The sequence below is a fragment of the Rothia terrae genome, from assembly GCF_014705925.2.
In the GTDB taxonomy this organism is placed as follows: domain Bacteria; phylum Actinomycetota; class Actinomycetes; order Actinomycetales; family Micrococcaceae; genus Rothia; species Rothia terrae.
In genome coordinates, this window is record NZ_CP061539.1 from 925,201 (window position 1) to 945,402 (window position 20,202).

A 20,202-nucleotide genomic window follows, 5' to 3' on the forward strand; every position below is an offset into this window, starting at 1 on the left:
TTTGTGTGCTGACAGCTATATTTTTATTTATTTTTTGCACGCGTGATTTACAATGAGTTGTTAGTCTGCGTGCAAGTAACGCACTATATTTCACCGTCTTCAACCTCAAGGAGCACAAGTCGTGGCATCTTTCTTGGAAAAACTACTCCGCGTCGGAGACAAGAAAGTCCTCAAACAGCTTCGCACCTATACCGATGCTATTAATTCGCTCGAAGACAGCATGGTAGAACTTACGGATGCTGATTTGCGTGCAGAAACCGATAAGTTCCGCGCTCGCATTGAAGACGGCGAATCACTTGATACTTTGCTTCCCGAAGCTTTCGCCGTGGTTCGTGAGGCCTCAAAGCGTACCTTGGGCAAGCGCCACTACGATGTTCAGCTGATGGGCGGAGCCGCTCTGCATCTGGGCAACATCGCTGAAATGAAAACCGGTGAGGGCAAAACTCTGGTGGCAACTGCACCGGCATACCTCAATGCACTCAGCGGTAAGGGCGTTCACGTGGTGACTGTGAACGATTATCTTGCTGAATACCAGGCAAACCTCATGGGACGCGTCTACCGTTTCTTGGGTCTTGAAAGCGGCGTTATTCTCTCTAACCAGAACCCTGAGTTGCGTCGCCAGCAGTACCTAGCAGATATCACCTACGGTACGAACAATGAATTTGGCTTTGACTACCTCCGCGACAACATGGCGTGGGCGCTCGAGGAGCAGGTTCAGCGCGGTCACAACTTCGCTATCGTCGATGAGGTCGACTCAATTCTCATTGACGAAGCCCGTACCCCGCTCATTATCTCAGGTCCCGCATCCGGCGAAGCCAACCGCTGGTACGGTGAATTTGCGCGCATGGCTCAAAGCCTCAAGGTCGATGAAGACTACGAAGTCGACGAGAAAAAGCGCACCATCGGCGTTCTCGAATCCGGCATCGATAAGGTAGAAGACCACCTCGGTATTCGAAACCTTTACGAATCCGTCAACACTCCTCTAATCGGCTTCTTGAACAATTCGATCAAGGCTAAGGAACTGTTCAAGAACAACAAAGATTACGTGGTCGTCAATGGTGAGGTGCATATCGTTGATGAGCACACCGGCCGTATTCTGCCCGGTCGACGTTACAACGAAGGCATCCACCAGGCTATCGAGGCTAAAGAAGGCGTCGAAGTAAAGCCTGAAAACCAGACCATGGCTACCGTTACCCTGCAGAACTACTTCCGTATGTACGACAAGCTCTCGGGTATGACCGGTACCGCCGAAACTGAAGCTGCTGAGTTCATGAACACCTACGAGCTCGGTGTTGTTCCGATTCCGACTAATAAGGACGTTCAGCGTACTGATCAGTCCGATAAGGTCTACAAGAACGAAATTGCTAAGTTCCGCGCTGTCGTTGAAGACATCAAGGAACGCAACGAAAAGGGTCAGCCTATTCTGGTGGGTACCACCAGCGTTGAAAAGAGCGAATACCTCTCTAAGCTGCTTGTTAAAGAAGGCGTCCGCCACGAAGTTTTGAACGCTAAGAACAACGAACGCGAGGCTGCAATCGTTGCTCAGGCAGGCCGCAAGGGCGCAGTTACTGTTGCTACCAACATGGCAGGACGCGGTACCGACATTATGCTCGGCGGCAACGCAGAGTTCAATGCGGTAGAGAAGATGGAGACCTTAGGTCTTGATCCCAACCGAACCCCTGAAGAATACGAGCAGAAGTGGCCTGCAATTCTTGAACAGTGCGAGGCAGAGGTTGAGGCTGAACACAACGAGGTTGTAGAACTCGGTGGTCTCTATGTTCTCGGTACTGAGCGTCACGAGTCACGCCGTATCGATAATCAGCTTCGCGGTCGCTCCGGCCGTCAGGGCGATCCCGGCGAATCTCGTTTTTACCTGTCATTGACTGACGATTTGATGCGCCTGTTCAACGGTCAAGCAGCAGGTCGCCTGATGGCAGGTGCCCCCGACGACACCGCGTTGGACTCCAAGTTAGTCTCACGCGTCATTGCATCTGCTCAGGGACAGGTTGAGGCTCGCAACGCTGAGCAGCGTAAGAACATCCTCAAATACGATGATGTTCTAAACCGTCAGCGCGAGGCGATGTACAAAGACCGTGCTGAAATTTTGCACGGTGCAGATATTCAGGAACAGATTCAAAAGTTCATTGATGAGGTTGTAGTCTCAACCATCGTTGAACACACCGCCGGTCACCCTGAGGATTGGGATCTCGAGAAGCTGTGGGATGTTCTGAAGCCGATCTATCCCGTGTCAATCACTATTGACGACATGATTGAAGAAGCTGGGGATCGAACCAAGCTCACTCAGGAGATGCTGATTACTGAGTTGCTCACTGATGCGAAGTACATCTATGAGGAACGAGAAAACAAGGTCGGCTCTGAAGCGATGCGTGAGATTGAGCGCCGCGTGTTGCTCTCCGTTATCGGACGTCGTTGGCCTGAGCACCTGTACGAGATGGACTACCTCAAGGAAGGTATCGGCCTGCGTGCAATGGCTCAGCGCGATCCCTTGGTTGAATACCAGCGTGAGGGCTACTCCATGTATCAGTCCATGATGGAAGCTATTCGTGAAGAGACCGTTGGCTACCTGTATAACTTGGATCTTTCAAAGCAGCGTACTACTTCTTCAAGCATCAAGATGAACCTGCCTCCGCAGCCTAAATTCTTGAAGTATTCAGCGCCTTCTGAAGACGGCGGCACTGACGTGCGAGTACAGGAAAATAAGTAGCTTTTAGAAAGCAATAGCCGGGGTGGCACACTGATTTCAGTGTGTCACCCCGGCTATTTTGCTTAAGCAATCTCGATTTCGACAACCTTCCACATAGCGCGGATTTTTTGGACTCGGAAAGCAAGTGCACGGACTCTGTATCCGTCCTCAACAATGACGCAGGCCTCGATAGTTGACTCATTAATTTGCTGAGCGTGTGCCCTGCGAACTTTAGGCCGGGTGAGGTCTTGCGTAAATGGATTATGCTGATGCTCATTTTGTGCCTTGGCAATCAGCACTCGGCGAGTGAGATCTGCGCGGCGCTTGATTTTCATGAGGCATTCGGATGAGAACCATTTTGCAATCTGTTGAGCTCCACGTTTTCCTGCAAAGATTTCTAGAACGGCTATTGATAAACCGCTGCACATGGTTTCAACCGATTGACAGAGTGAAGATGCTTCTTCAAGCGGTATGCCGCTTGAGGGGGTGATGACAGATGGGTTGGCTTGTTTGAATGACTGCCTTAACAGCATGTAGTGTTCGGCTGAAACTGCATAGGGCTTGTGTTCGCGATGTGCTGGGGAGTTCATGATGATTATCTTTCTTGCGCTGTGGGGATAAGAAGTTGTTGACCGGGCCGTATCAAAGTGTCTATAGAATCTAGCTGGAATTCGTTGAGGTGGTATATCTCATTTACAAACTCCATGATTTGTGCATCCGTGGAATCGGTAGGTAAATAGTGTTCTGCAATAGTCCAAAGTGAATCTCCGGCTACGACGGTGTGAAGCCCACTTGAATTAGCATCGCTTGCATCTAGAGGTTCTCTAGGGTTCGCGGTGAAGAATGGATTGATAGATGGGGCTGTCTGGTTGGTGTATGTTTTGACATCGACTTCTTGTATTGAAACACCGGTGTCATAGAAGAACGAAATGGGATCTTTATCTGCGGTCGAATCGGCTGGTGCTGTGAAAAACGATGATATGGAGTTCTTTTGCGCGGAGCTCAGGGACGAATCATGTTCAACAAAATCGGTGAGGTGTTGCGCTGACGATTGTTCAACTGCGGTTGCTGGTGCTATGGACGTAACAACTGGTGCAGCATAAATGCTAAGACCGATGGACCCGATAGCCAGCTTCTTCAAAACCTTTGGCATCCAGCGAGGGATTGAAACTGCTTTTCCTGAAGCTTTCTGGTAGGCGGCCAACACCGCCACAGTTACAAACCCGAATAACCACCAGCACAGAATTAAGGCGCTACTGATGGTAACTACCATAATGACGGTGCGTTCAATCGGTGATAAGTATTCGGCAAGCGTCAAGAGCAAAAAACACAGCGCAAGCGCCACGCTGGCTACCAGCGGCGTGAGAAGAGCTGCCACCCACGCTTCATAATCTTGATGATTGCGATTATTTTCGCTCATTGCGTCCCTAAACGTTTCATTTGATGTCATTTGATGATGTTTAGAGTATCTATCTTTTGTTTGAGAAAGTAAAGCTTTTTTCCAAATATTTAGTATCGGTGGGGTCTGATGGGTGAGGCTTATGGCGCGAGAGTACCCTGAGGGTATGGCAAATTTAGACAGAATTTTTAGAGATTATGAAGTGCAGCTGAACGCTGCCAAGATGCGGGAAATGGAGCAGGACGCGCAAGAGGTGAGGCGGCACGAGTTTTCCAGGGTGCAGCACATGGATCGATTCGCTGCGCAAATTGGGGAGCTGATTACCTGCTTTACCGTCGATTCGCAACGGCTCATCGGTGTTTTGGATGGCATCGGTCAAGGCTGGATACAGCTAAATACTCGTGCTGAGTCCCTGGTGATTCCTTTGACCGCTATTGACTTTTGGGAAGGCGGAAACAAATTCTCACACGTAGATGCCTCATCAGTGAATCGAAAGCTGTCTTTTGCGTTTGCGCTGAGAGCGCTTTCCCGTGCGCGAGCGCACGTGAGGTTTTACCACGTATCCGGTTCTATGAGCGAAGGCGTGATTGAGCGGGTAGGTGCTGATTTTGTTGAAGTATCTGTTCGAGGAGAAGACGAAAAAGGCAGGACTCAAAGGGGGATGAGAGTCCTGCCGTTATCGTCGGTTATTGCTGTTGGTTCTTAGTCTTTAGGCATTTTGCCGTTCTTTCGCAATTGACTGTTGGGTCTTTGCGTACGCCTCAGAGATGTATTCTTCGAGCTTGATTTTCTCAACTCGCCATTGGTTGCGGCCACCAATCTGTATTCCCTGCAATTCTCCTGATTTAACAAGCTGACGCGTTTGGGAAAGGGTGATATTTAAGATTTCTGAGACTTCTGGAAGGGTGAGGAATCGAGGTTCTGCCACGGTGGCTCCTTAGAACGGGGGAGTGGTACTGTTCTTCATCATTGCACGGTTTGTCGGTCGTGTGGTGGATATTTTCACCTTTGTCGCAGTTTTGTGTCGTTTGATGAAGTTTAATGATTGTCGATGTGACTTGGCTTTTTGTCGTGTGGGTCATTCTGTGATGATGCATTAGCTTGTAATTTGGTGTGTCCTGACTGAAAATTGCCGTGAGCTAGCTTATTGCTGGCTTCATAGTTGACAAACACCGGGTGACACCGGATTACCTCGCAGGAATATCACATGGCATCGAAAAAATCTGACGCGACCGCTGTTAGTGCTCGTTTTCAGCGTCCAGGCTTTAAAGACCCCCGCCTACTCATTGGCCTTCTGCTGATAGCAGTCTCAATTGTTGCTGTTATTGGGATTTTGAGGCTGGGCAATAAAACTGCGCCTTATTACAAAGCGAACCACGATATCAGCGTGGGCGAAAAAATCTCTGCTGATGATTATTCCCTGATTGACGTTCGATTAGCCGATGCTGAAAATCTTTATGTTTCGGAGCAACAGGGTATTCCCGAAGGAGCTGTTGCTACCTCACGCATTGCAAGCGGACAGCTGCTTCCTTCTACTGCAGTATCTACCCAAAATACGGATGGACGCCGATTAGCAACGGTTACCGTAGACAGTGCCTATGCATCCACCCTGACGGCTGGAACTCAGGTAGATGTCTGGGTATCAGCCAAGCAGGACGGGGCCGGCAATAGCTTTGCCGATCCCACCGTGGTGATGGAAGGTGCTGAGATTTCTAAGATTAGTAACGAAGAGACTCTCATGGGTGGAACAGGTAAATCTGCGGTGCAGTTGCTGGTCAGCGAAGATGCACTGGGCACAATTCTGCGCGCTATCAACAACGAAGAAAAAATCAACCTTGTTCCTACTGACTTTTCACAGAAAGGTTAGTTCGTGAATATTCCAGTTGTTGTCTATGCCGACCACGCTAACCGTTTCATTAGCGATATTGAAGCTCAGCGCGGTGAAGTGAGCGTTGCTCGACATGTTCATGATATTTCTGAAGTGTACGGATTGGGTCAGACAGGCATCGTGCGTGCAGCTCTGCTAGTTTCTGACTTTCAAGAGTTCCTCAGCGCATCCTTTGTCGCGCAACTCAAGGATGTTGACGTTGCTGTTGTCGCTGTGTGCGACCCCGGCGAAGAAATTGAAATCTCAGGTGTCCATTGCATCAGCTCCTTGGCTGAACCGGATGAGGTTATTCAAGCGATTTCTTATGCTGTGGCGCATATCGATGACATTCCAGCATCCTCTGCAACCCATGCCCTTGAACCTGAAGATACTCTGTCTGCCTCAGAAAGCGGCACTGATGATGACCGCGGTCGTGTGATTACTGTATGGGGTAGTGGCGGAGCGCCGGGACGCACCACTGTTTCTACAAATCTGGCAACATCGCTGGCTCAGCAGGGGTACTCCGTTGTCCTAGTAGACGCAGATACTTACGGACCTTCCGTTGCAATTTCTCTTGGTCTTATTGATGAATACTCTGGCTTGTCTCAGGTCTGTCATCTGGCGGACCACGCTGAGTTAGATGAGGAAAACTACGAGAACTTAAAGAGCACAATTGCTGTCGGTAACACTTACTTGGATGTTCTCAGTGGACTGACGCGTCCTGACCGTTGGGCTGAGATAAGGGAAAAACCGTTGGCTGATGTGCTGACGTTTCTCAAAGCACGATATGACGCTGTGGTGATTGATACCGGGTTTAGCGTAGAGGCTGATGAGGAACTTAGTTTTGACGGAGTGGCGCCTCGGCGAAACGGGGCAACGTTGACTGCTATCGAAATGGCCGATGCCGTGGTGCTGATCGGTGCTGCTGATGTCGTGGGTTTTCCCCGACTAGTGCGTGCTTATGAGGAACTCACCCGCAGTCATGTTGAACTTTTGCCTCAAGCAGAGGTCTTTGTGTGGCTCAATAAGGTGCGCTCCGAGATCACCGGTGGACGTTCAGAAGAAGAACTTGAGCGCGCATGGCAACGTTTTGGTCCCGGCCAGGAACTGAACGGTTTTGTTCCCTATGCACGTGCAGAGCTGGATAAAGCAATTTCAGCAGGAAAAACAATGATTGAGTTTTCACCGGGGCATGAGCTCTCAACTGCATTCGAGAAAATGGCGCAGACAGCAATCGGTAAAGAGAGAAAACCCAATGCACACCAACAGCACGAAACGTCTCCCACTCAATCAACGCGTTTTTCGTTGAGGGGAACTTTTGCTCGGAAGAAGCGATAAATCGACTCCTGGGCAGTACACACGGTATGCTCAAATTATTCTGCCTGTCACGAGCTGGAGTTGCGCTGTTGTTTACTAAGCCTATTTTTGAAGCCGCCGAATACGGCCCAGGAGACACCGAATGGTTACACTTGCTGGTGGGGGATTGGCAGATTATTGCTGACACCGCTCACGGTGATCTCGTTCTGTGGTTGCCTACCCAGTTTGAGTCTACTGTCATGCATTTGCGTGATTATCCGGTTGGCCCGACGCAAGACAGTAACTTCACGGCGGTGGCGCAAGTACGCCCCTCTACAGTGCATACCCTGTTTTATAAGGACCTCATCAATCAGCAGATGAAGCCCCAGCTACGTGCAATTGCGCACCGAGTGTGGAAGACCCAACAAACCGAAAGATTCGCTGACTCCGAGACTATTGCCGGGCTAGACATGCAGACAACTGCTGTACCTCTGATTCGAAACGGTCGCACCTTAGCTGTTCTTACTCTGCACTCAGAAACCGTCAAGCCACGCCAGCGTACTCACGTAGAACTTGTCTACCGAGAGCTCGCAGACGAACTGCTGAGGATGACGAGCAGAGGAATCTGGCCAGAATTTTCTGCGCCCGTTGGGTCTTCGCGAGGTAACCCGCGAGTGAGCGATGGTCTGATTACTGTAGATGCCGAAGGTAACGTTACTTTCGCATCGCCCAACGCGGTTTCCATTTATAAACGCCTGGGGTTTGAAGAAGACCTAGAAACCCACAGCCTTACATCCATTACCCGAGATTTGCTTCCTCAAGGCGATCAAGTTGATGAAACCCTTCCGCTCGTGTTGGCAGGGAGAATGCCGTGGCGCTCTGAGATCCGCACACATACAGTGAGTGTTACTTTCAGGGCTATACCGCTTCGTCGCGCAACAGCACTGGGTGAGGAACGTTTTGGCGCCATTATTCTTTGTCGCGATGTCACTGAGCTGCGACGTCGTGAAATGGAATTAATGACTAAGGACGCGACGATTCGTGAAATCCACCACCGCGTCAAAAATAATCTTCAAACCGTCTCAGCTCTGTTGCGGCTTCAAGCACGTCGAATGGAAAGTGATGAGGCGCGTCAGGGGCTTGAACAGGCGATGCGACGAGTTGCAACAATTGCCACCGTCCATGAAGCTTTATCGCAGGGTCTCACCCAAAACGTAAATTTTGATGGTTTGATTGAGCGGCAATTTCATTTGGCAGCTGAACTGGCTTCTCCCGGACAGCACGTTCGTACCGTCCTAACCGGCGAATTTGGTGCGTTGCCCAGTAAATTTGCTACCCCCTTAGCACTGGTTATCAATGAGGTTGTAGCCAATGCGGTTGAGCACGGACTTGGCACCGAAACCGGCACCGTTACCATGGATGCTCATCGCTCAGTTAATTCGAGAGCAGAGCAAACATTGACCGTCACAATCACTGACGACGGCCGTGGCATGGGAGCTAAGAAAATTGAGTCATCGGGTGTTGGTACATACTCATCCTCTGGAGATGGATTGGGCATGCAAATTGTACGGACGCTGGTGGCAAGCGAACTCAACGGATCAATCCGTTGGGAAGATAATGAACCGCGAGGTACAAAAGTAATCATCGATGCGATCCTGATCGGGGCGCATACTTAAAATAAATGGCGGTAGTTGGCTAATCCAACTACCGCCATTTCATATGTAATGTTATGAAGCGCGACGGGCGCGTGCTGCGCGGCGTTTCATCGCGCGGCGTTCCTCTTCGCTCATTCCACCCCATACACCGGAGTCTTGTCCGGTTTCGATTGCCCACTGCAAACAGGTGTCCATGACCGTGCAGTTACGGCAAACCGTTTTTGCTTCTTCAATCTGCAAAAGGGCAGGACCGGTGTTTCCTACAGGAAAAAACAGTTCGGGATCCTTTTCCAGGCAAGCAGCACGGCTACGCCAATCCATGAGCACGCTCTCCTCATAAACTAATACTTGAACGACATCACATGCGATAAAAGTGATGCACCAATAAATCAGGCCCCTGGAAAACCGGGGCCGGATTGAACCTAAATAACTTTCGCATGTAAGCAGAGAGTAAACAAGGGGTTTATAGTCGAAAACTCTTCATGAACCCTGAGTTATGTATCACATGAGGAATGTATTGCTGTTATCAGTAGAAATTTGTGGGCGTAATTGCTGTTGATAAAACTCATGGTCTAAGAGCAAACACGTTAAGCTAATGGGAGCTTCATATATCATCAGAATAAATTTCACCCGGTGTTGTGGCGAGAAAGTTACTTGTAAACAAGATGGAAAGGCATTAGCTGTGCGGTTACCAGCTCCAGTCAAAGTTATTTTGTCGTTGATGGCACTTGAGGTTCTAGCGGTGCTCGCTATCGCTGTTTTGATGGTCGTCAGCGCTGCTCATACCCCTGGTGAGTCGGTAACATCAGCTATTTTATTAGCCGTCGCTTTCGTCCTCATTGCAGGAGCTTTGGCAGTAGCAATGGCGGGGATGCGAAAAGGACGCTTGTTCTCTCGAGCATTAACGCTTATTTGGCAGGTCTTTGGCGTCATTATTGGCACTCAGACAGCCTTGGGTGGACAACCCGGAATCGGCATCCCGGTAGTGGTTGTATCGGGTGCTGTATTGCTTTTGCTCTTTTCGACTCCGGTCATGAATCACCTGCGTATCAATAGCAATCTTCCGCCTCTGGGGCAGGACCGCTAATAGGCGTGCACTTTGCCACTTGAAAGGCACGGGCTGATGCGGACTCTATATAAATCGCTCGTCCTGCAGGTAAAGCCCCATCGGTCTTGAGGGTCAGCGGTAGATCTCCCATCGTGAAAATTTCAAGATCGGAGGCGGTTGCCGGTTGCAGAACAATTCCTTTGCTTGTTCCTGCAAGCTTTGAAAGCAGAGGCGAGCTGTGCCATCTCTTCCACGATGTGAAAGCTATAAAAACATGCTGAAATAAGGCGCTCGCGTTGATGACAACGTTTTGGCATTGGGCATCTAACACTTGCAAATTATCAATCAAAAGTGCTTTTTGTTCGCTCTGTGGCACACTAGAGAGCACCTGTTTAAGGGCTGTTGCGCTAGGTACTTTACACCCGTCTACGGTGATGAATTCTTGATGCGGATTAAGGGCTATGAGCGCGCTGAGAGCAGAGGTTTTCCCCGATGATTTTTTGCCTGCGATACAGAAGAACTTAGAGCCTTCATTTCGAATATAGACAGGTTTGGAGTGGCTATCTATTCCTAGGAGAAAATCATGGGGGTTTGCAGGTACCGTTCGCGGAATGTCTTGATCAAAGATTACAATAGGTAGCTGATTGAGCACGGGTGATAAAGGACACAGCTGGTCGGCTTTTTGAACCGTTAAGACGGCATTGCTTCTGGGGTCGTTTTGAAGTTTTTCTCGCACAATTTCGCCTAGCATTTTCCATTGATGAGGAAGCGGTGGTATTTCAGTGCGCGGTTTAAGTATTGAGAGATCCTGAGTGTAAGAACTTTCATGTATTGCTGTATTCGAAACGGCGGTAGCAAATTTACCTCTGAGCGATAGATGGGAAGACGTCACCACGCTGATTCCTGAACGATGTCCGTCCTGAAGTAGCTGAAGGAGCTTGAGCTGGAGATCCGGCGACCGCATCGTTTCTTCTAGCAGGACGTCTAGCCCGTCAATGATGATTCCGGCGGGAAGAGTATTTTTCGTGAGTAGATAATCGATAATTTCGTGCAGGAAATCAATATCCTGTAGGCCTAATATGCAGTGTGTAACAGGGCTGGCTGCTTTGAGTTGCCGATAGAAATTTCCATCCGCGGTGAAAATGGTGCACGCCGTATCTGAGTGAGACCACTGCTGCACGATGGAAAGTTCAACGGACTGACGGAGAGCACTATCAGCTACGAGATGAAGAGATCCGTGCGTAGTTGGCTCCCAGATGAGGTTCTCTATGAATCCGGCAGCAGGATTTTCGTGCAGACCTAAATACAGCTGGCCTGCATGAAGCTGGTTCTGCCCAGGCTGCAAAGGTGCAACAAGCGGCGCCGGAATAAGATTCTGTGAGCCGTGCTCTGCAATACCTCGGGTGTAGGCTGCAACGATACGCTGAAGCACCTGGTCTTCATGTTCATCTGAGCGAGCAATTTTTGGCACCTCAGATTTCGTCCTGAGGTTAGTCAGACTGACGGCATCATTATTCAGCTGTGGTACCTGATCAATCAGGGGAGCCTGAAAAGCCACCGGACTGGCTTCTGGAGTTTTAATATAGCCGGCACCCGGGGTAGAAGCTGAGATCGAGGATGCTGCCGGGCCGCCAATAAGATTGTGTGAATCTTGTTCGCTGGATACTCGCAGTGCGATAGTCGTTGCAATATTTGCCCGAATATCTTGCGAGATAGCGCCCTGCGGTCTCTGGGTGGCGAGCACCAGGTGAACTCCGAGTGAGCGTCCAATAGTTGCCACTTTCAGAAGTTCCGTCATAGCTTCTGGCATAGATTCAACCAGCATTTTGAATTCATCGACAACGATAAAAATCTCGCTGAACTCCAACGGCTCCTGTGTCTTTCGTCGGATGCTGACGTAGTCACGGTATGAACTGATGCCAAGAGCCGCAAAAAGGGATTCGCGGCGTTTAAGGTTGGCAGTGAGGAAAGCTAGAGCACGCTTGACAGCTGCGATATCAAAATCGCTGAGAAGCCCCAGAGAATGAGGGAGCTCATTTAGCGGCCCTAAACCTGCGGAGCCTTTGAAATCAATCAGAAGGAATGAACAGCGACGCGGTGAATATTGTGCCGCTAAGGATAGGATGATGGATCTCAACAACTGGGATTTTCCGGCACCGGTCGTACCGCCGAGTAAGAAATGCGGACCGTGGAGCGTAGCGTTCAGGCTCTCGCATCCTAAACCGATGTGCAGGTTGAGCTCGTTCTGATAGTAGGTTTCATGCCAGCGTTGCTGCCGTGTCTCTGTTGCCAGGTCTCGCAAGGACGAGAAACGGTGTGGACGACCGTGAGGGCTGAGGTCTGAGCCATGAGCGAGCGTGCCTGAAGATTGAGTTGCTGTGTGTAGCGCGGTTTGAAATGCTGAGGTGCTGATGCCGTCTGCACATACCTCTAAGGTACGGTCTACGGACAGCCCCGGTACTAAAACTTCTTCATGCTCATGAATCTGCTGAATTTGGATGTATCGATGATTCGCCTGTAAAGAAATAATGATGTCAGTGGCGGGCTCAATGCGGTGCTCTAGTGTGTTTGAAGCAATTCTAAAGACGGACTGCTGGGCCGATTTTTTCAAGGTGCGTGCTGATGCATGCCAGATGATATCTGCCTGACTTTCGTGCTGATGTGTCGGCAGAATTTCGACATTTCGCAAACCGTAAAGGCTGTGGAGCTTCGGGTTTTGCTGAACTAATGTCTCATCGATTGCAATGGAATACTTTGTTGTACAGATGATTTGCATGAGGATGCTGCGCTGTACGGCCTCATCGACGTTGATGAGGTAGGTGAGCCCCTGGTGCAGAGGTAGGAGGCAGAGGATGTCATGTTGCTGGGGAATCGTGTAGCGGTCGATATTGCGGCCACGAATGTTAGCTGGACGATGATGTAAACCGAGCGAAAAGTATTGTTGCGGTGCAGAACCTAGAGACTGAGCTATCGCTCCTAAAGAAGGGTACGCGCTGATGTGGTCTTGCTCCTTAGCGGACGCTTGTGCAAGCGCCTGGCGCGTTTTTCTGCTGCTGCCTCCCTGCGCAATCAAGTGAGTGCCCATCACCACAGTGGTAACCAGACTCATCACCATAAAAAGCCAGTTGTGTGTTAGCCATGAGACGATGATTCCGGCGAGCAAGGGTACACCGATCATGACGAGGGTCAACGTAAGACTGCGCGGCGGGTTGAGATCGAGCTGTACCGGGGCAACTGAGACGGTTGGTGAAGGCTGAGGGCCTTTCGTAGAAATGATGAGCGTAGTAGCACCAACGGTGAAGTGTTCGTTGGCTGTTACCTGTTCAAATTTCTGGCCAGTCTGCCACTGGAAGCCCGATTCGAGAACATGCAGATACCCGTGACGCGGTTCCAGTGCATCATCTGCGATAGTGAGATCGCATTGGAATTTGCCAAGAGAGTATACGCCACGATGGAGGGGGTAGCGGGTACCGGCATCCGGGCCATGTAAAACCTCTAAAGACGCAATTTCTGAGTGATGGTTAGAGGCGGCTGAGGGGATGCGAGATATTTCAGCTCCGTCTGTCAGCGGCGCGAGCCCTACAGTGCATTGATCAAGTGGAGTGTCTTGCACCCACCATTGAGAGCGGCGACCAAATACATCATCGAGCAGTGCGCACAGTTTGCCGCCGGGGCTAGCGTCAGCAGCCTCAAATTCAAATGGCTCCCAAATACCACGGGTGATCTCTACGAAAATCCTCAGTTTCATAGCTCTATACGACGCGAAGATGAGGTGAGCTGCAAGAGGCGGCCTGTGAGTCTGTGGATAACTCACGCTATCTGATAGAGGGTACAGGTTGTGTGTCCACAATCGAGCTCTAAAACCGGGAATTTTTGTCATAAATACGTCATACGGATTGCGGCTCTTCTCGTGCTCAGGACATCCGCCAACCATAGAGTTCTCTAAGAATCACATCGAAATGCGCGGCATCAAGTGATATCGATTCAAAAATTCCGGTAGTTTTATAGGTACACATAAATGTGCACTTATTGATATAAGTTCCCTTACTAAGCCGTTGCGTACACGCAGCGGTTCAACGGAAGACTTCACACGCAAAGTGTGTGGCACATCCACAATCAGCAGGAGACTCTTGTGAACGCAGATCTGGTAATTGTCGGCTCGGGCCTGTTTGGTCTGACTATTGCAGAACAGGCAGCAACCGAGCTTGGACTGAAAGTTGCCATCATCGATCGTCGTCATCACATTGGTGGTAACGCATACAGCAAGTTCGAAGAAAACACTGGCATCGAGGTTCACCAGTACGGTGCTCACCTCTTCCACACCTCAAACGAGCGCGTATGGGAATACGTTAACCGCTTTACTGAGTTCACCAACTACGTACACCGCGTCTACACCCGTCACAATGACATCGTGTACCCCATGCCTATCAACTTGGGTACCATCAACCAGTTCTTCAACGCGGCATACTCACCTGCAGAAGCTAAGGCACTCATTCAGGATCAGGCTGGCGAGCTGGCAGGAACCAACCCTAAGAACCTGAACGATAAGGGCATCTCACTAATTGGCCGCCCTCTTTACGAAGCTTTCATCAAGAACTACACCGCTAAGCAGTGGCAGACTGACCCCTCAGAACTGCCCGCATCCATTATTTCCCGTCTTCCGGTTCGCTATAACTACGACAACCGCTACTTCAACGACAAGTACGAAGGTCTGCCCTTAGACGGTTATGCAGCGTGGCTTGAGCGTATGGCTGCTCATCCGAACATTGAAGTTCACCTCAACACTGACTTCTTCGAAGAAGGTCACGAGTTCTCACGTTCAAAGGTTATCGGCCAGGCACCGGTTATTTACACCGGCCCCATCGACCGTTACTTCGACTACGCTGAGGGGGACCTCTCATGGCGCACCATCGATCTGGAAGAAGAGATTCTTCCCATCGAAGACTTCCAGGGCACTTCCGTCATGAACTACGCTGACGCAAACGTACCCTACACTCGCATCCACGAGTTCCGTCACTTCCACCCCGAGCGCACCTACACTAAGGACGCGACCGTTATTCACCGTGAGTTCTCACGCTTTGCAGAACACGGCGATGAGCCTTACTACCCGATTAATACCTCCGCTGACCGCGAGAAGATCCTTAAGTACCGTGAGCTTGCTGCAGGCGAGAACCAGGTTCTGTTCGGTGGACGCTTGGGTAACTACAAGTACTTCGATATGCACATGGCAATCGGTGCGGCTTTGTCGATGTTTGACAACAAGATCAAGCCTCACTTCACCGGTGGAAACAAGATTGTTTCCGGCGGCATCGACGAATAATTTTCTAAAGGATTGTAAAAACTTATGTCAGTTACAACAACTGTCGATACTTCTACTTTGCGTACCTTGCAGCGCGTCATTTTGCCTGATGCTGTTCAGACCGATGTCATTCCGCTGTACGTGGATGCTGGTGCTGCGACCGGTGTACAGTTGCCGACGCGTGAAGATGGCGATTCTTCAAAGACTTTTGCTCAAGCTGCTGCGGCTCAGGAACAGTCGAAGGCCAGCTCAAGTCAACCGGCAGATGCAGGCGATGTTTTGGGACGTCATTCAACTCAGGTAGCGCAGGGCAAGTCTTTGTCTTTTGGTACCTACTTCAACGCGTTTCCTGCTTCCTACTGGCGTCGTTGGACTGAGCTGCGCACTGTCTACCTCAGCGTGAAAACTGAGGGCGAGGGCATGATTGTGGTGTACAAGTCTAATGCTCGCGGTGTTATTCAGCGCGTTGACGCCAATGTTGTGTCAGGTCGCCAGGAGTCAGTTTTTGAACTTACTTTAAACCCGTTTGGTGATGGTGGCTGGTACTGGTTCGATTTGGACGCTTCTCGCGGGGATCTTGAACTGGTTGAGGCTAACTGGCTGGGCGATATTACTCCTCGAACCGGTGATGCTGGCGGTAAGGCAACTGTTCAGATTACTACTATGAACAAGGTGTCATACTGCATCGATAACATCCGTGTTTTGGGCGAGAATATCGATGTTTTTGATTCTGTCAAGGAGCTTCTGATCGTTGATCAGGGCACCGATAAGGTTCAGGATCACCCTGATTTTGAGGAGGTTGTAGCTCCTCTGGCCGGAAAGTTCCGCATCATCAACCAGGGTAACCTGGGTGGTTCTGGCGGTTTTGCCCGCGGTATGTATGAGTCAGTGAACAACGGCAGCGATTACGTGCTGTTGTTGGACGACGACGTGGTTGTTGAGCCTGAGTCGATTTTGCGCCTTATCACCTTCGCGGACTACTGCAAGAACCCCACCATTGTGGGTGGTCACATGTTCGACATGTACGACCGCACTGTTCTTCACGCATTCGGTGAAGTCGTCAATCCGTGGCGTACTTTCTACGATCGTCCGCACGATGACATGAGCTTGGGTCACGACTTGGGTCGCTCAAACCTGCGCAATACTCACTGGTTGCATCGCCGTGTAGACGTTGACTATAACGGTTGGTGGATGTGCCTCATTCCGACTGAGGTCATCAACAAGATTGGTCTGTCTTTGCCGCTGTTCCTCAAGTGGGACGATGCTGAGTACGGTCTACGCGCTAAAGAAGCGGGCATCGCAACGGTTTCATTCCCCGGTGCCGGTCTTTGGCACGTTTCCTGGACCGATAAGGACGACTCCGTTGGCTGGCAGGCTTATTTCCACGAACGTAACCGCCTGATTACCGCATTAACCCACTCACCGTTCGAAAAGGGCGGTTCAGTCATGCGTGAATCACTGTTCTTGGATGTCAAGCACGCTCTCAGCATGCAGTACTACACCGAAGAAGGACGCCTGATGGCGCTTGAAGACCTTCTGTCGGGTCCTGAGCATCTGCACGAGTCATTGAGTGAGCGTCTGCCTGTTATTCGTGGCAAGGCGAAGAACTACATTGACGCTCAGCTGAAAAGCGATATCGATGCCTACCCTGCGCCCAAGAGCAAGAAGCCCCCGTTCAAGGGGCGTCGCAACTTCTCACCACCGTCCTACGGCAAGCTTTTGCCCTGGGCAGCTAAGACTGTTGGACGTCAGGCATTCGTGCCCGTTGACGAACAGGCTCAGCAAAACCCGCAGATTCAGCTGTCTTACCAGGAAAACCGTTGGTGGACTGTGTCGCGCTTTGATTCATTGCTCGTGACCAACGCTGAGGGTACCGGTGTTTTCTGGTACAAGCGCGATCCTAAGGAGCTTCGTTCAAAGCTAGCTAAGGCAGCGTCATTGCACGCCAAGCTATTCAAAGACTGGGCAAAGCTCCGCGCACAGTACCGCAATGCAGCGCAGGATGTCGCGTCCTACGAGGCCTGGAAGAATACTTTCGATAAGCATACGGAGTCAGAACTTACTCGATGAGTGATTTAGCGAATCGAGAGTTTTCAGCCCCCGGTCGTGGCCGGGGGCTGAAAGACGCTCTCAATAACAGGTATCTACTGAAGCTGCTGGTTGATAAGGAAATCCAGGTTCGTTACCGAGGCTCAGTGCTGGGTATCGTCTGGTCTTACATCAAGCCCGCAGTTCAGTTTCTGGTGTTCTACTTGGCACTGGGTATTTTTTTGGGTCTTGAAAAGGGTCTGCATAACTACTCGGTGTACTTGTTTTCGGGCATCATCGTCATCAACTTCTTCTCGGAGTGCTTTAGCAACGGCGCCCGCGCTTTTGTGGTGAACGGTGCGTTGATTAAGAAAATTTATCTGCCGAGGCAGTTGTTTTCTCTGTCGACAATTTGGGTGGGTATTATTCACTTCCTCCCTCAGATTTTGGTTCTGATTGTTGCCTGCCTTTTTGTAGGGTGGACGCCTGATCTTAAGCAGATTGCCGCGATTATTGTTGGCATTCTGCTGATTATGCTCTTCGGCTTGGCTGCCGGCATGATTTTCGGTGTTGCAAACGTCTTCTTCCGAGATTCTGAGAATCTTGTGGATATGTTCTTGATGATGGCAACCTGGCTGTCACCTGTGATGTATTCATGGACCATGGTGGCGCGAGAGGTTAAGTTCCCCTACATTGAGCAGATTTATATGTCTAATCCGCTGAGTGTGGCGGTAGAGCTTTTCCATTATGCATTTTGGCAGCCAACGTTGAGCCCCGAGCAGCAGCTCGGTTTGCTGAATGAAGGTAACTGGCATATGTTCCCGCACCTTTTGACGGTGTGGGTGCCTATCGCTTTTGCCGTATCTCTCGTGTTGTTGCTGATTGGCAACTTCTTCTTCCGCAAATTTGAAGGCAACTTCGCTCAGGAGCTCTAATCATGAAACTGGATATTTTTGATTTACCCCCAGTCTCACCTGATGCTCCTGACGTTATTCGCGTGGAGAATTTGGTGAAGCGTTTTGTGTTGCGCCATACCCGTTCCATGAAGGAAGCTTTTATCTGGCTCATCAAGGGGCGTAAAGGTGATTTGAGCGAGAAGTTCAACGCGTTGAACGGCGTTTCTATGAACATTCGTGAGGGCGAGCGTGTTGCGTTGCTGGGCTATAATGGCTCGGGCAAATCAACCATGCTCAAACTCATTTCCGGTGTTATGCAACCGGACGGCGGTAGCGTCCTGACGCGCGGTCGTATTGCTGGTCTGATAGAGGTGGGCGCGGGTTTTCATCCGGACCTCACCGGTCGCGACAACGTCTACCTGAACGCTGCAATCCTTGGTATGTCCAAGGAACAGACCGATGCATTGTTCGATGAAATCGTTGCTTTCTCTGAAATTGGTGACTTTATCGATACCGAGGTGAAGTTCTATTCATCCGGTATGTACTTGCGCTTGGCGTTTGCTGTAGCGATTCACACTGACCCTGAGATTTTCTTGGTGGATGAGATTCTGGCGGTGGGCGATGAGCCTTTCCAGAAGAAGTGTCTGAAGAAAATCAAGGAGCTGTGTGCCACCGGTAAAACTCTTGTGGTAGTTAGCCATGACCTTGATCTGGTGTCACAGATTTGCGATCGCGGCGTTGTGCTTGAAAAAGGCAATGTGAAGTTTGACGGTAAGGCTATGGAGGCGGTTGACGTGATGCGTGATCAGCCTCTTGGCACCACTTTGAAGCATCGCAATGAGGGCGACCTTTTGGTTGCTCAGCAGAAGCTTGAGACCCTTGCTATCAATAAGCGTGATCTTGAGTCTGCGATTGCAGCTGGTTCTTCTGAACCTGTAACTGTTGCGTTGCTGGGCATTGCTGATGAGACTCAGGCTGAGCTTGATGCGATGTCGAACCCGCAGAAGCTGGAGATCGTGAATTCTGAGATTGAGCGACTTACCAAGAAGAAGGCTCGTTTGACCTCTGAGATTCAGAAGTACCAGTAAGTTAAATCAGTAAGCCCCGTAGGGCAAGCACAGCTTACTCAAGAGCGGTGCAGGACGTACCAACGTCCTGCACCGCTCTTTTTTGTATCTGTGGCGCAGTGGCTCAAAGCGGGATATTTCTAAATGTTACGTAGGTCATGCAGATATGTGGACACAGCGACCCGGTAGGAAGAGGCGTTAAGTTACTGAAAAGTACCGATAGGTCAAACGTCTGTTACCTTGCGGTAGTTAAAGTTTGTAAATCACTAAATGGGTTACATCGGCCAAGTTATCCACAGGCAAGAAATTGGGCGATTGAAATCTTGAGAGGTTGTCGACTATCTTCAGAAATCACCAGGTTGCATAACGCAACGGGGGAACCACTTCGCGAACCACACATCAAGAAAGGGGTAGCCTTGGCTACTACACAAGAAGCCCGTCAAGGTTACCGCCTTGTTGAAAACGAGGTGCGTGAGCTCATCCGTCAAAGTGGTATCGACCCGCTGACTGATACCGAACAGGCAAAGAAGCTTATCGATACAGCACTTGCCGACTATGAAAAAAGAATGATCAAGGGCGCCCTGCCGCTGATCGATAACTTGGTGAACGCTCAGCGTTGGCTGATCGACTCTATCTGTGGTTTTGGCGAGCTCCAGCAGTATCTTGACGATCCCACCGTTGAAGAAATTTGGATTAACTCTCCTCACGAAGTTTTTGTTGCGCGAGCAGGGGAGTCAGAACTCACAGGGCTTTCACTCACCCACGAGCAGGTGCGTTACCTGGTGGAGCGTATGCTCAAATCTTCTGGCCGTCGCCTGGACCTCTCAAGCCCCTTCGTAGACGCGTCTCTACCTGATTTATCTATAGTTCTTTAGATAGTGGAAACGTAGTTACCCAAGTAAGGAAAGAAGAACCTACACCACTTAGGTAACAGTCTTATATG

At 50.2% G+C, this 20,202-nt stretch carries 16 protein-coding genes; 11 read left to right on the plus strand and 5 right to left on the minus strand.

Features of this window, described 5'->3' with window-relative positions; all coding sequences use genetic code 11:
• Nucleotides 1-121 precede the first annotated feature (121 nt).
• Complete coding sequence (gene secA, locus IDM49_RS04295) at nt 122-2,725, plus strand: preprotein translocase subunit SecA (protein WP_190725145.1); 2,604 nt, start codon at nt 122-124, stop codon at nt 2,723-2,725.
• Nucleotides 2,726-2,787: 62 nt separating this feature from the next.
• Here secA and IDM49_RS04300 read toward each other — a convergent pair whose 3' ends face one another.
• Together IDM49_RS04300 and IDM49_RS04305 are read right to left on the minus strand one after the other, a co-directional pair.
• A complete protein-coding gene (locus IDM49_RS04300; RefSeq protein WP_190725146.1) occupies nt 2,788-3,294 on the minus strand; it encodes an Rv3235 family protein in 507 nt (168 codons plus the stop codon).
• A 5-nt stretch (nt 3,295-3,299) separates the two neighbouring features.
• Nucleotides 3,300-4,124, minus strand: coding sequence for a LysM peptidoglycan-binding domain-containing protein (locus IDM49_RS04305; RefSeq protein ID WP_190725147.1), 825 nt, complete (start codon nt 4,122-4,124; stop codon nt 3,300-3,302).
• Nucleotides 4,125-4,389: 265 nt separating this feature from the next.
• Between IDM49_RS04305 and IDM49_RS04310 the strand changes: the two genes are divergently transcribed.
• Nucleotides 4,390-4,809 carry a hypothetical protein gene (locus IDM49_RS04310; RefSeq protein ID WP_168613766.1) on the plus strand — a complete coding sequence of 140 codons (420 nt, stop codon included), beginning with the start codon at nt 4,390-4,392 and terminating at the stop codon, nt 4,807-4,809.
• Between the two features lie 3 nt (nt 4,810-4,812).
• Here IDM49_RS04310 and IDM49_RS04315 read toward each other — a convergent pair whose 3' ends face one another.
• Nucleotides 4,813-5,031 (minus strand): helix-turn-helix domain-containing protein, encoded by a 219-nt coding sequence (locus tag IDM49_RS04315; RefSeq protein WP_168613765.1) that lies wholly within the window; start codon nt 5,029-5,031, stop codon nt 4,813-4,815.
• A gap of 279 nt (nt 5,032-5,310) precedes the next feature.
• Between IDM49_RS04315 and IDM49_RS04320 the strand changes: the two genes are divergently transcribed.
• From IDM49_RS04320 to IDM49_RS04330, 3 genes are read left to right on the plus strand one after another with little or no spacing between them, the layout of a single operon-like run.
• Nucleotides 5,311-5,970 carry an SAF domain-containing protein gene (locus IDM49_RS04320; protein ID WP_190725149.1) on the plus strand — a complete coding sequence of 220 codons (660 nt, stop codon included), beginning with the start codon at nt 5,311-5,313 and terminating at the stop codon, nt 5,968-5,970.
• A 3-nt stretch (nt 5,971-5,973) separates the two neighbouring features.
• Nucleotides 5,974-7,308 (plus strand): AAA family ATPase, encoded by a 1,335-nt coding sequence (locus tag IDM49_RS04325; protein ID WP_190725150.1) that lies wholly within the window; start codon nt 5,974-5,976, stop codon nt 7,306-7,308.
• Between the two features lie 26 nt (nt 7,309-7,334).
• Nucleotides 7,335-8,942 (plus strand): sensor histidine kinase, encoded by a 1,608-nt coding sequence (locus IDM49_RS04330; RefSeq protein ID WP_190725151.1) that lies wholly within the window; start codon nt 7,335-7,337, stop codon nt 8,940-8,942.
• A 51-nt stretch (nt 8,943-8,993) separates the two neighbouring features.
• Here IDM49_RS04330 and IDM49_RS04335 read toward each other — a convergent pair whose 3' ends face one another.
• Nucleotides 8,994-9,242, minus strand: coding sequence for a WhiB family transcriptional regulator (locus IDM49_RS04335; protein ID WP_168613761.1), 249 nt, complete (start codon nt 9,240-9,242; stop codon nt 8,994-8,996).
• A 361-nt stretch (nt 9,243-9,603) separates the two neighbouring features.
• On the opposite strand from IDM49_RS04335, the gene IDM49_RS04340 reads away from it, so the two are divergent.
• Nucleotides 9,604-10,008 carry a hypothetical protein gene (locus IDM49_RS04340; protein WP_190725152.1) on the plus strand — a complete coding sequence of 135 codons (405 nt, stop codon included), beginning with the start codon at nt 9,604-9,606 and terminating at the stop codon, nt 10,006-10,008.
• Here IDM49_RS04340 and IDM49_RS04345 read toward each other — a convergent pair.
• Entirely contained in the window at nt 9,971-13,717 is a 3,747-nt protein-coding gene (locus IDM49_RS04345; protein ID WP_190725153.1) for an FtsK/SpoIIIE domain-containing protein, read from the minus strand. The two genes, IDM49_RS04340 and IDM49_RS04345, sit on opposite strands and share 38 nt — an antisense overlap.
• A 384-nt stretch (nt 13,718-14,101) precedes the next feature.
• Between IDM49_RS04345 and glf the strand changes: the two genes are divergently transcribed.
• From glf to IDM49_RS12230, 5 genes are all read left to right on the plus strand, one after another.
• Nucleotides 14,102-15,289, plus strand: coding sequence for a UDP-galactopyranose mutase (glf, locus tag IDM49_RS04350; RefSeq protein WP_168613757.1), 1,188 nt, complete (start codon nt 14,102-14,104; stop codon nt 15,287-15,289).
• A 24-nt stretch (nt 15,290-15,313) separates the two neighbouring features.
• On the plus strand, nt 15,314-17,338 hold the full coding sequence (locus IDM49_RS04355; protein WP_190725154.1) for a glycosyltransferase: 2,025 nt from the start codon (nt 15,314-15,316) through the stop codon (nt 17,336-17,338).
• Nucleotides 17,335-18,231, plus strand: coding sequence for an ABC transporter permease (locus IDM49_RS04360; RefSeq protein WP_190725155.1), 897 nt, complete (start codon nt 17,335-17,337; stop codon nt 18,229-18,231). The genes IDM49_RS04355 and IDM49_RS04360 overlap by 4 nt, the downstream gene beginning before the upstream one ends.
• Before the next feature lie 2 nt (nt 18,232-18,233).
• Complete coding sequence (locus tag IDM49_RS04365) at nt 18,234-19,280, plus strand: ABC transporter ATP-binding protein (RefSeq protein WP_228008188.1); 1,047 nt, start codon at nt 18,234-18,236, stop codon at nt 19,278-19,280.
• A 395-nt stretch (nt 19,281-19,675) separates the two neighbouring features.
• The gene (locus tag IDM49_RS12230; RefSeq protein ID WP_228008189.1) at nt 19,676-20,134 is read left to right on the plus strand and encodes a hypothetical protein; all 459 of its coding nucleotides are present in this window, start codon (nt 19,676-19,678) and stop codon (nt 20,132-20,134) included.
• Nucleotides 20,135-20,202: the final 68 nt, after the last annotated feature.

What these genes read in the sequence shown, in the direction of transcription:
- IDM49_RS04330 (WP_190725151.1), top strand. Translation starts at nt 7,335, where the DNA reads ATGCTCAAATTATTCTGCCTGTCACGAGCTGGAGTTGCGCTGTTGTTT.
- IDM49_RS04310 (WP_168613766.1), top strand. Translation starts at nt 4,390, where the DNA reads ATGGATCGATTCGCTGCGCAAATTGGGGAGCTGATTACCTGCTTTACC.
- IDM49_RS04305 (WP_190725147.1), bottom strand. Translation starts at nt 4,124, where the DNA reads ATGAGCGAAAATAATCGCAATCATCAAGATTATGAAGCGTGGGTGGCA.
- IDM49_RS04365 (WP_228008188.1), top strand. Translation starts at nt 18,234, where the DNA reads ATGAAACTGGATATTTTTGATTTACCCCCAGTCTCACCTGATGCTCCT.
- IDM49_RS04355 (WP_190725154.1), top strand. Translation starts at nt 15,314, where the DNA reads ATGTCAGTTACAACAACTGTCGATACTTCTACTTTGCGTACCTTGCAG.
- IDM49_RS04345 (WP_190725153.1), bottom strand. Translation starts at nt 13,717, where the DNA reads ATGAAACTGAGGATTTTCGTAGAGATCACCCGTGGTATTTGGGAGCCA.
- IDM49_RS04320 (WP_190725149.1), top strand. Translation starts at nt 5,311, where the DNA reads ATGGCATCGAAAAAATCTGACGCGACCGCTGTTAGTGCTCGTTTTCAG.
- IDM49_RS04300 (WP_190725146.1), bottom strand. Translation starts at nt 3,294, where the DNA reads ATGAACTCCCCAGCACATCGCGAACACAAGCCCTATGCAGTTTCAGCC.
- IDM49_RS04335 (WP_168613761.1), bottom strand. Translation starts at nt 9,242, where the DNA reads ATGGATTGGCGTAGCCGTGCTGCTTGCCTGGAAAAGGATCCCGAACTG.
- IDM49_RS04360 (WP_190725155.1), top strand. Translation starts at nt 17,335, where the DNA reads ATGAGTGATTTAGCGAATCGAGAGTTTTCAGCCCCCGGTCGTGGCCGG.